General features: G+C 64.3%; 11 protein-coding genes. 7 read left to right on the plus strand and 4 right to left on the minus strand.

Going from position 1 to position 11839, the window contains the following annotated elements; all coding sequences use genetic code 11:
* The first annotated feature begins 382 nt into the window (after positions 1 to 382).
* Positions 383 to 1177, plus strand: coding sequence for an acyl-CoA thioesterase (locus BLP76_RS01195; RefSeq protein WP_092809068.1), 795 nt, complete (start codon positions 383 to 385; stop codon positions 1175 to 1177).
* A gap of 78 nt (positions 1178 to 1255) precedes the next feature.
* Here BLP76_RS01195 and BLP76_RS01200 read toward each other — a convergent pair whose 3' ends face one another.
* Complete coding sequence (locus tag BLP76_RS01200) at positions 1256 to 2365, minus strand: siderophore-interacting protein (protein ID WP_092809069.1); 1110 nt, start codon at positions 2363 to 2365, stop codon at positions 1256 to 1258.
* A 404-nt stretch (positions 2366 to 2769) separates the two neighbouring features.
* Between BLP76_RS01200 and nikR the strand changes: the two genes are divergently transcribed.
* The 6 genes from nikR (at position 2770) to nikE (ending at position 8465) form a co-directional block, all read left to right on the plus strand.
* Positions 2770 to 3273: a nickel-responsive transcriptional regulator NikR gene (gene nikR / locus BLP76_RS01205; RefSeq protein ID WP_092809070.1), complete on the plus strand. Its 504-nt coding sequence runs from the start codon at positions 2770 to 2772 to the stop codon at positions 3271 to 3273.
* Between the two features lie 264 nt (positions 3274 to 3537).
* Complete coding sequence (gene nikA / locus BLP76_RS01210) at positions 3538 to 5073, plus strand: nickel ABC transporter substrate-binding protein (RefSeq protein WP_244514418.1); 1536 nt, start codon at positions 3538 to 3540, stop codon at positions 5071 to 5073.
* A 5-nt stretch (positions 5074 to 5078) separates the two neighbouring features.
* Positions 5079 to 6023, plus strand: coding sequence for a nickel ABC transporter permease subunit NikB (gene nikB / locus BLP76_RS01215; RefSeq protein WP_092809072.1), 945 nt, complete (start codon positions 5079 to 5081; stop codon positions 6021 to 6023).
* Positions 6024 to 6028: 5 nt separating this feature from the next.
* Positions 6029 to 6886 (plus strand): nickel ABC transporter permease subunit NikC, encoded by an 858-nt coding sequence (nikC, locus tag BLP76_RS01220; protein ID WP_244514346.1) that lies wholly within the window; start codon positions 6029 to 6031, stop codon positions 6884 to 6886.
* Complete coding sequence (gene nikD, locus BLP76_RS01225; protein WP_092810015.1) at positions 6883 to 7668, plus strand: nickel import ATP-binding protein NikD; 786 nt, start codon at positions 6883 to 6885, stop codon at positions 7666 to 7668. The genes nikC and nikD overlap by 4 nt, the downstream gene beginning before the upstream one ends.
* Positions 7665 to 8465, plus strand: coding sequence for a nickel import ATP-binding protein NikE (gene nikE / locus BLP76_RS01230; protein ID WP_092809074.1), 801 nt, complete (start codon positions 7665 to 7667; stop codon positions 8463 to 8465). The genes nikD and nikE overlap by 4 nt, the downstream gene beginning before the upstream one ends.
* A 34-nt stretch (positions 8466 to 8499) precedes the next feature.
* Here the strand turns inward: nikE and BLP76_RS01235 are convergent, their stop codons facing one another.
* The 3 genes from BLP76_RS01235 to BLP76_RS01245 form a co-directional block, all read right to left on the minus strand.
* Positions 8500 to 9633 carry a Gfo/Idh/MocA family protein gene (locus BLP76_RS01235; RefSeq protein ID WP_092809075.1) on the minus strand — a complete coding sequence of 378 codons (1134 nt, stop codon included), beginning with the start codon at positions 9631 to 9633 and terminating at the stop codon, positions 8500 to 8502.
* A 10-nt stretch (positions 9634 to 9643) separates the two neighbouring features.
* The gene (locus tag BLP76_RS01240) at positions 9644 to 10696 is read right to left on the minus strand and encodes a sugar phosphate isomerase/epimerase family protein (RefSeq protein ID WP_092809076.1); all 1053 of its coding nucleotides are present in this window, start codon (positions 10694 to 10696) and stop codon (positions 9644 to 9646) included.
* 110 nt (positions 10697 to 10806) lie between these two features.
* Positions 10807 to 11793 carry a substrate-binding domain-containing protein gene (locus BLP76_RS01245; RefSeq protein ID WP_092809077.1) on the minus strand — a complete coding sequence of 329 codons (987 nt, stop codon included), beginning with the start codon at positions 11791 to 11793 and terminating at the stop codon, positions 10807 to 10809.
* Positions 11794 to 11839 lie beyond the last annotated feature (46 nt).

Below are 11839 nucleotides of genomic sequence, written 5' to 3' on the forward strand. Positions count from 1 at the left end.
TCGTATGCGGCGGCCCGTTCTCCCGCGCGGATGGACGCCGATGGGAGAGGGGGCGAAAGGCCGCAGAGGAGGGCCGGGCACGACGCCCTTCGCGGGCTTTCGGTGTGGCCGGGCTTTGCGGGGAGATCGGGCCTGGGAGAACGGGCCTGCGGGGTCGGAGCGGGGGACCAGACCTGGCGATCGGCAGAAAGTCCGCCTTGACGGTTTGTGCCGCGGTGCGCTTGAGGCGGGAAGGCGTCCAGGGTCTGCGCGCTTTGGGCGAAGTTTTGCGCGCCTCCTGCGGCGCCGACGATATAGGGCAGCTTAAGCGCTTGGGATTGGGAGGTCTCACCATGGTCGTGGCAGCAGAGCATTTGCGTTCTGAACCCGCGGGGAGCGCGCGATGAACGCGCCAGAAAATGGCTTGGTGAACGCTTTGGAGCGTCCCGCCAACGGCTTCACCCGGCTGATCGACATCGTCTTTCCCGGCGACGCCAATCACCACGGCACGCTCTTCGGCGGCATCGGCCTTGCGCATATGGACAAGGTCGCCTTCCTCGTCGCCTCGCGTTACGCGCATGTCGACTTCGTCACCGCTTCCTGCGAACGCATCGATTTTCACGTCCCGGCGCATGTGGGGGAAATCGTCGAGCTGACGGGCAAGGTGGTTCGCGTCGGCCGCCGTTCGCTCAGCGTCGAAGTCGATCTCGTCGCAGAAGCGCCGCTTTCCGGCGAACGGCGCCTGTCGACGCGCGGCGTCTTCAACATGGTGGCCGCCGATCCGCTGGAGCGCTATGGCGGTGCGCTGCCGCCGCTCTTGGACGAGCCAGAGACGCCCGTGTCAGAAAGCGCCTCGTGCGAGATCGTCTTTCCCGATCAGACGAGCCATTACGGCAGTCTTTATGGCGGACACGTGCTCGCCGCGATGGGCAAATCCGCGTTCGTCGCAGCGACCCGCCATTGCCGAAAAATCGTCGTCATGGCGGCCTCGCAACGCGTCGATTTCATGGATCAGGTCCTGGCCGGCGAGATGATCGAGCTCCAGCCCTCGATCGTAGCGACCGGGCGCACCTCGATGACCGTCGAGGTGACGATGGTTGCCGAGGCGCTCCTGTCGGAAAACCGCAGGCTGTGTGGCAAGGGGACGTTCGTGATGGTCGCCGTCGACGAGAACCATCGCCCTGTGCCGATCGCCTGAGCGTTTTTCGGGTTTCGGGCGATGCCGTGCTTTGGATGAGGCTGTGAGAGCGCGGGCTTGGAGACGGGCCTGGCTCGGTCAATCATTCCCCGGGGCCCGATCCACGAGCTCACCCTGCCGCCAATAGGCGACCACGAGGTGATCCTGTTTCTTCACTCCGCGCTCGGTGCGCAGATGGTTTCGGATCGCCTTGAAGGCGTTGAACTCGCAAGCCGCCCAGACATAGGGCGAGTTGGAATGGGGCGAGTTGGAATGGGGCCGGGCGGCATCGAACGGCAATTCGGTCGCCCGCACGGCCTCGCTCAAGCGAAGGCCCGGCCTGTCCTCGCCGCGATAGATCCATTCGACCTTGATTGCGCCGCCGCCGATTGGTTGCTCGTCCTGAGGTCCGGCGATTTCGATCAGCGCACGGCCTGGCGTGCCGGCGGGAAGGATCTCCAGAAAGCGGCTGATGGCGGGAAGCGCCGTTTCGTCGCCAGCGAGGAGATACCAGTCGCGACCGCGCACGATGCTGCCTCCGAAGGGGCCGGCAAGGCCCGCCGCCAGGCCTGGCTGTGCGCGCCGGGCGAACGCCGCGCCGGGGCCGGCGTCCTCATGGAGAACGAAGTCGATATCGAGCGTTTCGGCGGCGCGGTCGTAGCTTCGCACCGTATAGCGCCGCAGCGCGGGGGCCGGCTTGTCCGGGTCCCATTTCAGGAGGCCGTCTCGTCCGACTTTCGGCCAGACCAGTTCGCCGCCCTCTGGCGGAATGATCAGGCCGACATGGAGGTTTTCCTCATCGGCGAAGCGTTCGAGATCCTCGCCCGCAAAGGTGATCCGGCGCATGTGCGGAGTGATGTCGCGCACCTTGCGGACGCTGACCGGGCGGAAATTCGGCGGCGTCTCGATGTCGTCGCCATCGCCCACCCAGACGATCTCCGGAGACGGTGCGCCGGCGCATTCCTTGACGTGTGCGGCGAGCGCCATGCGCATGTGATAGAGGCCCGAAATATCGGACGCCTCGGCTTCGAGCTCGATGGCCTCAGGTAGGGCGCGCAGGGAGCCGCTTCCGAAGTCGTAGCGGATCCGGTGGGCGCCCCCGTCATAGCGAATGTCGGTGTCGTATTCGCAAAGGTGGGCACAGACGGCTGCAATGATCGGCTCGGGATCGGCGACTGAAACGACGGCTCTCGCGTGCAGATTGCTCATGCGGACCTTTCCTCTTGCGGCAAAGGCGCAGCCGGCGGGGAAACCGGCGACGTCGGAGGGAGTGCGCCGGCCGTCCCAGTTTGCGTGTCGGAAAGACGGCCGGCGCATGGTTCGCGCCCCCGCATCCGTCGGAACGGTCGCTGGCGATGCGCGCGGGATCGCGATTGGCTCCCCATATCACCGAAGGCCACGCAAGCAAATAAAATATGCTTTTTTGAATCATATTATTTGGCCCGGCAGTCCGGGAGCTTTTTGAGTGCGGCCGGCTGCATCCCTGGAACAGAGCTTTCAGCTGCCCCTGAAGCCGATCGGTTGACGGCAAACCGTTGCGGGCTCGTTTTCAGATGCGGTGGCGTCTATTCCTGGGGCATAGTGCCGGACAAAAGGCGCCAATGGCAGGCGGTATGGAACGGATCACCATCACTCTCGAAGAAGACCTCCTCAAGGAGATCGATGCTTTGAGCGAAGAGCGCGGCTACCAGAGCCGCTCAGAGGCGTTGCGCGACATGGCCCGCGAGGTTCTGGCGCGCGAGGCGACCGAATCGGGAGAGCCGCTGGGCAACGACCAGCTCTGCTACGGCTCTCTCACCTATGTGTACGACCACGCGATCCGTGACCTGCCGAACCGGCTCACGGACAATCATCACGCGCATCATGCGCTGTCGATCGCCACGACGCATGTGCACATCAATGCACAGAACTGCCTGGAGGTGTCGCTGCTTGCCGGCACAGCGGGGGATTTGCGCAAATTTGCCGACAGTGTCAGCAGCCAGCGGGGCGTGCGCTACGGCAAACTCCACATCATCCCGCTGATCGGCCGGCTGAGCGGCCCCCTGACGGGCGCCTTGGCGGCTGGAGGGGACGCTTCCCCGCATTCCGGCGGGTCTCACGATGACCACGATCACTGAGCCGCAGCTTCAGCCATAAAGACATTCCGGCCGCGTGAAGGCGGTGCTTCGAAAAAGCCGAGAGCCGGGAACGGGGCAGGGGCGCGCGTTTTAAACTACGCAACGCCAAGCATTTTTCAGGAATCCGCAGGGGAGGTTCCCTGTCGGCGGGGTTGACACGCAGGGGAAGTATGAGGGTATTTGAATAGCTCATACTCCGTTTTTCTCCCCTCAAGGCCGATGTTTAAAACTCTCCGCGTGATCGCGTTCCTGGTGGGCGCAGCCATGGCCGCCATGCCGAATACCTCGGCTTCAGCCGGTGCGACGCTCAACTTTTCATGGCCCGTGAATGTCGGGTGGCTCAACCCGCATCTTTATTCCCCGAACCAGATGTTCGCGCAGAACATGGTCTACGAGCCGCTGGTGCGCTACCGCGCCGACGGCACGCTGGAGCCGTGGCTGGCGCAATCCTGGGAAGCTTCGGAAGACGGCAAGACCTATATCTTCAAGCTGCGCAAGGGCGTGACCTTTTCCAACGGAGAGGTGTTCGATGCGGCGGCAGCCAAGGCCAATTTCGACGCGATCCTTGCCAATCGATCGCGCCACGCCTGGCTCGAACTCGCCAACCAGATCGTTTCCGTCGAAGCCGTCGACAGCGACACGCTGAAGCTGACCTTGAAGGACAGCTATTATCCGCTGCTCCAGGAGCTCGCGCTGCCGCGTCCGTTCCGTTTCATGGCGCCCTCCATGTTCAAGGACGGCGGCACGAAGGACGGCATTGTCGCCCCTGTCGGAACCGGCCCCTGGAAGCTGCAGGAAACCCGTCTCGGCGAGCGGGACGTGTTCGTGCGAAACGACAGCTATTGGGGTGAAAAACCGGCTTACGAGAAGATCGTCGTGAAGGTGATCTCCGATCCGAACACGCGGGCGATCGCCTTCGAGACCGGCGAGATCGATCTGATCTACGGCGTCGATGGACCGATCACGCCGGATACGTTCGAGCGTTTTCGGCAGATGGGTAGCTACACGACGGAGCTCTCCGCGCCGTTCGAAACCAAGATGCTGGCGATCAACACCAATCGCGGCGCGACGCGCGACCTCGCCGTGCGCAAGGCCATCAATCATGCCGTCGACAAGGACAAGATGATCTCCACGGTGCTGTACGATACGCAGCTCCGCGCCGACACGCTCTTCGCTCCCAACGTTCCCTATGCCGATATCGGCCTGAAGCCGTACCTCTTCGATCCGGAAGAGGCGAAAAGGCTGCTCGAAGAGGATGGCTGGCACGCAGAAAGCGACAGGGCGATCCGGGAGAAGGATGGCGAGCCCTTGGCGATCGAGCTCTGCTTTCCGGGAACGGATGCCGTGGCGAAATCCATGGCCGAGATCATCCAGGGCGACCTTCGCAAGGTCGGCATCGACGTCAAGCTGACGGGCGAGGAAGAAAGCAGCATCTTTGCGCGCCAGCGCGACGGCCGCTTCGGGATGATCTTCAATATGACCTGGGGTGCGCCCTACGATCCGCATGCCTTCGTGAGCTCCATGCGCATCCCCTCGCATGCCGATTACCAGGCGCAGCTCGGCCTCGCCGATAAGCCCAAGATCGACGCCGAAATCAGCGAAGTGCTCGTCTCGACGGACGTGAAGGCCCGCCAGGAGCTTTATCGGGACATCTTCACGCGTCTGCATGAAGAGGCCGTCTATCTGCCCTTGACCTACGTCACGGCGATTGCGGTGGCGAAGCCGGAGATCGGCGAAATTCCTTTCGGGGCGATGTCGAGCGAGATCCCCTTCGACCGTCTTAAGCCGCAGGGAAACTGATCTCCATGGCAGGCTTCATTCTGAAGCGGGTTCTGCTGCTCGTCCCGATGCTGTTCGGCGCCTCGCTCGTCATCTTCCTGTTGTTGAGGCTCGGGCCGAGCGATCCGGCGATGGATTATCTGCGGCTTTCGAAAGTGCCGCCGACGCCGCAGGCGCTCGAAGACGCGCGCCAGATGCTCGGTCTCGATCAGCCGATCTTCGTTCAGTATTTCGATTGGCTAAACAACGCCCTGCACCTCGATTTCGGGGTCTCCTTCGCTACGCAGCGCCCGGTCCTGCCGGACCTTCTGCACTATCTGCCGGCGACGCTGCAGCTTGCCGGCGTGGCACTCGCCCTGACCCTCGTCATCTCGATCCCCCTCGGCGTCTGGGCGGCGCGCTACCGCGAGCGCTGGCCCGACCAGGCCGTGAGGCTTCTCGCCTTCGTCGGCGTCTCGATGCCGAATTTCTGGCTTGGCTTCCTGCTCGTCCTCTTGTTTTCGGTCGAACTCGGCTGGCTGCCGTCGATGGGTCGCGGCGGCATCTCGCACATTGTGATGCCGGCGGTCGCCATTTCCTTCATGTCGCTGGTGATCAATGCGCGATTGCTGCGGGCAAGCATGCTGGAGGTCGCGGGCCAGAGGCACGTACGCTACGCGCGGCTGCGCGGGCTTTCGGAACGAAAGGTCGAGCGCTCCCACATCCTCCGCAACGCCTGGCTGCCGATCATCACGGCGATCGGCATGCATATCGGCGAGATGCTCGGCGGCACCTTGATCATCGAGAGCATTTTCGGCTGGCCGGGCGTCGGACGCTATGCCGTCTCCGCCGTCCTCAACCGGGATTACCCGGTCATCCAGTGCTTCACGCTGATGATGGTGGTCATCTTCGTCGTCTGTAACCTGATCGTCGACATCGTCTATGCCGTCGCCGATCCACGCATCCGGCTTTCTTCCGAGGGCGTGAAATGAGCGACATGGCACTTCCCATGAAGGCTGCCCGCTGGCGCGCCTGGGGCGGCCGGACGACGGTGCGCCTCGCCTTCGCCATCGTGCTGGTGCTGGTCTTTGCGGCCGTCTTCGGCCCGTGGATCTCGCCTTACGATCCCAACCAGGTGGAACTGAGCGACCGGCTGATGTCGCCGGACATGGCCCATTGGCTCGGAACCGACCATCTCGGCCGGGATATTCTTTCCCGGCTGATCGCGGGCACACGCGTCTCGCTCGGATCGGTCGCCGTCGCGCTTGCCATCATCCTCGCCCTCGGCATCACGATCGGCGGGGCCTCCGGCTTCATCGGCGGCCGCATCGATCAGGTGATCATGCGCATCACCGACGTTTTTCTGACGTTCCCGACGCTCGTCCTGGCGCTGTTCATGATCGGCATGCTGGGCACCGGTCTCGTCAACGTGGTCATCGCCATCGCGCTCTCGCATTGGGCCTGGTATGCGCGCATCGTTCGCGGCATCGTGCTGTCGCTGCGCCACCGCGAGTTTCTCATGGCCGCGCGCCTTGCCGGGGCGAGCCGCACGCGCAGTTTTGTCGAGCATCTGTTGCCGGCGACGCTGTCGCAGCTCCTCGTGCTCGCGACATTGGACATCGGCCACATGATGCTGCACGTCGCGGGCCTGTCGTTTCTGGGCCTCGGCGTGACGGCGCCTACTGCTGAATGGGGCGTGATGATCAGCGATGCCCGCCAGTTCGTGTGGACCGCGCCGATGCTGATCTTCTGGCCGGGATTTGCGCTCTTCATCAGCGTCATGGCTTTCAACATTCTGGGCGATGTCTTGCGGGACCGTCTCGATCCGCATTTGAGGGCCGAGCATTGTCACTGACGCCGAAGCATTTCACGCTCGAGAATCTGACGATCGCGACCGGGGTCGACAACGACCGCCTGCTCGTCGAGGATCTGTCCTTGCAGCTGACGCGGGGCCGCGTGCTTGCGCTCGTCGGCGCGAGCGGTTCCGGAAAATCGCTGAGCTGCTCGGCGGCACTCGGGGTTTTGCCACCGGGCGTTGCACGGATCGGCGGGCGCATCTTGGTCGATGGCGAGGTTCGCCCGGCCGAAATGCTGCGGGGGCGAACGGTCGCCACGATCATGCAGAACCCGCGCAGCGCCTTCAATCCGGTCAAGACCATGCGCGAGCATGTCATGGAGACGCTGACGGCGATCGGCCGATCGCGCCGCGATGCGGAGGGAAAGATCGAAGCCGCCTTGCGCGAGGTGGGGCTCGACGAGCCGGAGGCCGTTCTCGGCCTCTACCCGTTCGAGATGAGCGGCGGCATGCTGCAGCGGATGATGATCGCCATCGCGCTTTTGAGCGAGGCGCCATTTCTCGTCGCCGACGAGCCGACGACCGATCTCGACGTGGTTGTGCAGATGCGCATCCTCGCTTTGCTGGAAGGGCTCGTGCGCGAGCATGATCTCGGCGTTCTCCTCGTCACCCACGATATGGGCGTCGTCGCCCGGCTCGCCGACGATGTCGCCGTTCTCGACCATGGCCGCCTGGTGGAGACCGCGTCCGTCGATGAGATCTTTCACCGGCCGAAGCATCACGTAACGCGCATGCTCGTCGGGGCGCATCTCGCGCGCTACGGAATGGAGCTGGCCGAATGAGCCTTCTGCGCGCAGAGAATGTCGCAAAACACTACCAGACCTACTCGCTCGTCGGGGCGAGCGCCTCGCGTATGGCCCTCGACGGGGTCTCGCTGTCGATCGAGGAAGGCGAGACCGTCGGCCTACTCGGGCGCAGCGGTTGCGGCAAGAGCACGCTCGCACGACTTCTGTGCGGGCTGGAGCAGCCAGGCCAAGGGCAGGTCTTCTACCGCGGCGATGATCTGCGGCATCTCACGCGGGCACAAAGGCGCGCCTTTCGCCGCGACGTTCAGATGGTCTTTCAGGATTCCGTCAGTGCCGTCGATCCGCGCTTCGACATGCGTGCGATCATTGCCGAGCCGCTTCGCCACCTGACGGATCTCGACGCGCGGGCCCGCGAGGCACGCATTCGCGAATTGCTGGAGATGGTGGAACTACCAGCCGCCATCGCGGGCATGCTGCCGTCACAAGTGAGTGGCGGGCAGTTGCAGCGCGTCTGCATCGCGCGCGCGCTCGCGCCGCGGCCGAAGCTGATCATCCTCGACGAGGCCGTCTCCGATCTCGACGTTCATCTTCAGGCGTCGGCGATCGCCCTGCTCGCAAAGCTCCAGAAAAGCGAGGGGATCGCCTATCTCTTCGTCACCCACGATCTGCGGCTCACGGAGAGATTTGCCGAGCGCGTCGTCGTCATGGATGCGGGAAGGGTCGTCGAAGAAGTGCCCACCGGCTCGCTCGCGGCGTTCAAGCATCCGGCGTCGCTGCTTTTGAAGGACGCGGTGCTGCCGCCTTTGCCGGAAATGCGCGCCGCCGCGCAATGACGGCCGGCCCGATCGGACGGGCCGGCGGCAGCACTTAATCTTCGATTTTCGTCCAGACGTTGCCGTCGCGGTCGGAGGCGAGGCAGGCCGCGACGAAGGCGAGGCCGCGCACGCCGTCTTCGGCGTTGGGGATGAACTCAGAGCCCGGCGGCGACCGCAACGCGTCGGCGGCGTCGCGGTAGATGTTGGCGAAAGCCTCCAGATAGCCTTCGGGATGGGCGGCCGGCACGCGGCTGCCGGCGATCGCGGCCGCCGTTGCGCCCGCCCCGTTGCGGCGCAGGAGCTGCCGCGGCTCGCCGAGGCGCGTGAACCACAATTCCTCCGGCCGTTCCTGCCACCATTCGAGCCCACCCTTGTCGCCATAGATGCGGATCGAAAGGTTGTTGCCGTTGCCGGGCAGCACCTGGCTCGCCAGGATCGCGCCCTTGGCGCCGGAAGCATAGCGCATCAAGATCATCGCATCGTCGTCGACGGAGCGGCCGGAAACGAGAGAGGCAAGCTCCGCCAGAAGATGCGTCGGCTCTTCGCCGGCGACGAAGGCGGCGAGGTTGTAGGCATGGGTGCCGACATCGCCGATGGCGCCGCCCTGGCCGGCCTTGGCGGGATCGGTGCGCCAGACGGCCCCTTCCGATCCGGTGTTTTCGACCGCCGTGGCGAGCCAGTCCTGGAGATATTCGACCTCCACGCGGCGGAGCGTCCCGATTTCGCCCGCCGCCACCATCTCGCGCGCCTGCCGCACCATCGGATAACCGGTATAGGTGTGGGTGAGGACGAAGCTCTTGCCGGTCCGCTTCGCGAGTTCTGCGAGCGCTCTCGCCTCGTCCAGCGTGGTCGTCATCGGCTTCTCGCAGATGACATGGAACCCGGCCTCCAGTGCCGCCTTGGCGACCGGGAAATGCAGGAAGTTCGGCGTCACGATGACGACGGCGTCGATCTTGTCGTCGCGTTTGGCTTCGGCTGCGAGCATCTCCTCGTAGGTGCCGTAGGCGCGCTCGGATGCCACCCTCAGCGTGGCGGCGAATTCGCGGCCGCGCGCCGGATCGCTGTCGAAGGCACCGGCCACGAGCTCGAACCGATCGTCCATGCGCGCGGCGATGCGGTGGACAGGCCCGATGAGGGCGGTGGTGCCGCCGCCGACCATGCCGAGACGGATGCGGGGTTGGCTCATAATATCGTCCTTATGTGAGGCCGAGCAGGCGGCGGTTGGTGGCCGCGTCGGCGCCGCTTTGGGCAAAGTCGTCGAAGGCGTGCTCGGTGACGCGGATGATGTGGTCGCGGATGAAGGGGGCACCTTCGCGGGCGCCGTCCTCAGGGTGTTTCAGGACGCATTCCCATTCCAGAACCGCCCAGCCGTCGAAATCGTACTGGGCGAGCTTGGAGAAGATCGCCTTGAAATCGACCATGCCGTCGCCGAGCGAGCGGAAGCGTCCGGGCCGGTCGATCCAGCCCTGATAGCCGCCATAGACGCCGGAACGCCCGTTGGGGCGAAGCTCGGCATCCTTGACGTGAAAGGCGCGCACGCGCTCGTGATAGATGTCGAGGAAATCGAGATAATCGAGTGCCTGCAGCACGAAATGCGACGGGTCGTAGAGGATCGAGGCGCGCGGATGATCGCCGACCTCGGCGAGGAAGCGCTCGAAGGTCGCGCCGTCATGGAGATCTTCGCCCGGATGCAGCTCGTAGCAGAGATCGACACCGGCCTCGTCATAGGCGTCGAGGATCGGTTTCCAGCGCCGGCCGAGTTCGGCGAAGGCCTCGTCGATGAGACCCGCCGGGCGCTGCGGCCAGGGATAGAGGAAGGGCCAGGCGAGCGCGCCGGAGAAGGTGGCGTGGGCGGTCAGGCCGAGATTGACGGAGGCTTTTGCGGCAAGGCGCAATTGCTCGTCCGCCCATTCCCTGCGTGCTTGCGGGTTGCCGCGCACTTCTTCCGGCGCGAAGCCGTCGAAGAGTTCGTCATAGGCCGGATGGACGGCGATGAGCTGGCCCTGGATATGCGTGGAGAGTTCCGTGATCTCCACGCCCTCCTCGGCGAGGCGCCCCTTCAGCTCGTCGGCATAGGTCTTCGAGCTCGCCGCCTTCTCAAGGTCGAAGAGGCCCGCCGTCGTCGGCAGTTGCAGGCCGATATAGCCGAGATCCGCAGCCCATCGCGCCATGGAGAAAAGGTCGTCGAAAGGCGGCTTGTCGCCGACGAATTGGGCGAGAAAGATCGCCGGTCCTCGCAGGGTCTTCATCGCGGGCTCCCAGTCTTGGTGTCGGTTGCCGTCCGCCGCCGTGACGGCGGAGGCGAGGGCAGGGCGGGGCGGCCACGTTGCAAGGCCGCCCCGATATGTCGTTCAAACGATCAGAACGGCGAATCCGGGAAGTAGAAGTCTTTCGCATTCGACTTGTCGATCAGCTCGGAGGGAAGGATCGTCGTCTCCGGCAGCTCCTCACCCTTCAGGCGCGCCTCGGCCGTCCGCTTGATCGCCTCGTAGATGAACTTCGGCGAATAGGAGACGTCGGCTTTGATGAGCGGGTTGTCGTCATCCATGATCGTCTTGACCATGCCCTTGGCGCCGGCACCGCCGAACACTTCCTTGATGTCGCCTTCACGGCCCGCCTGACGGATCGCCTGGAGAACGCCGATCGCCATGTCGTCGTCGGCCGCCCAGACGAGGTCGATGTCTTTGAAGCGGGTCAGGAAGTCCTGCATGACCTTGAAGGCGTCGTCGCGGTTCCAGTTGCCGTACTGGGCGTCGAGGATCTTCATGTCGGGATATTTGTCGATGACGCTGGTGAAGGCTTCCCAGCGCTCGTTGTCGAGCGTGGTCGGAATGCCGCGCAGCGCCACGATATTGGCCTTGCCGTCATACTTCTTGGCAAAATATTCCGCCGGGATCTTGCCGAAGGCCGTGTTGTCGCCGGCCATATAGGCGTCCTGGGCGCTCGGATCCGTCAGGCCTCGGTCGACCACGGTGACGTAGACGCCCTTGTTCTTGGCCTGGGCGACGGGCTGGGTGAGGGCGGCGGATTCAAACGGGAAGATAACGAGCGTGTTGATGCCGGTGACGGTGACGAGATCCTGAAGCTGGTTCGCCTGCTCCGGCGCCCCGCTCGATGTCTTGACGGTGATCTTGAGGTCGTCGGGATGGGCGGCTTCGAGGTCTTTCTTGGCCTCGTTCGCCCACCACACGATGCCGGCGGTGAAGCTGTGGGTCGCGGCGGGAATGGAGACGCCGAGATTGACCTTTTCCTGGGCTGCCGAGATGCCGGGCAGGGCGATCAGCGCCGAGGTGCCGAGCGCCAGGGCGAGAGCCGAGCGGCGCGTTAGAGACGCAAGGACGGACATTCTATAGTTCTCCCATCGATAACATTCGTTGCTTCTGTGTCAGTGC

It is taken from the genome of Afifella marina DSM 2698 (genome assembly GCF_900102695.1).
GTDB lineage: Bacteria > Pseudomonadota > Alphaproteobacteria > Rhizobiales > Afifellaceae > Afifella > Afifella marina.

Coding starts and splice junctions, on each gene's coding strand:
- BLP76_RS01195 (WP_092809068.1), top strand. CDS start 383: ATGAACGCGCCAGAAAATGGCTTGGTGAACGCTTTGGAGCGTCCCGCC.
- BLP76_RS01200 (WP_092809069.1), bottom strand. CDS start 2,365: ATGAGCAATCTGCACGCGAGAGCCGTCGTTTCAGTCGCCGATCCCGAG.
- nikR (WP_092809070.1), top strand. CDS start 2,770: ATGGAACGGATCACCATCACTCTCGAAGAAGACCTCCTCAAGGAGATC.
- nikA (WP_244514418.1), top strand. CDS start 3,538: ATGGCCGCCATGCCGAATACCTCGGCTTCAGCCGGTGCGACGCTCAAC.
- nikB (WP_092809072.1), top strand. CDS start 5,079: ATGGCAGGCTTCATTCTGAAGCGGGTTCTGCTGCTCGTCCCGATGCTG.
- nikC (WP_244514346.1), top strand. CDS start 6,029: ATGGCACTTCCCATGAAGGCTGCCCGCTGGCGCGCCTGGGGCGGCCGG.
- nikE (WP_092809074.1), top strand. CDS start 7,665: ATGAGCCTTCTGCGCGCAGAGAATGTCGCAAAACACTACCAGACCTAC.
- BLP76_RS01235 (WP_092809075.1), bottom strand. CDS start 9,633: ATGAGCCAACCCCGCATCCGTCTCGGCATGGTCGGCGGCGGCACCACC.
- BLP76_RS01240 (WP_092809076.1), bottom strand. CDS start 10,696: ATGAAGACCCTGCGAGGACCGGCGATCTTTCTCGCCCAATTCGTCGGC.
- BLP76_RS01245 (WP_092809077.1), bottom strand. CDS start 11,793: ATGTCCGTCCTTGCGTCTCTAACGCGCCGCTCGGCTCTCGCCCTGGCG.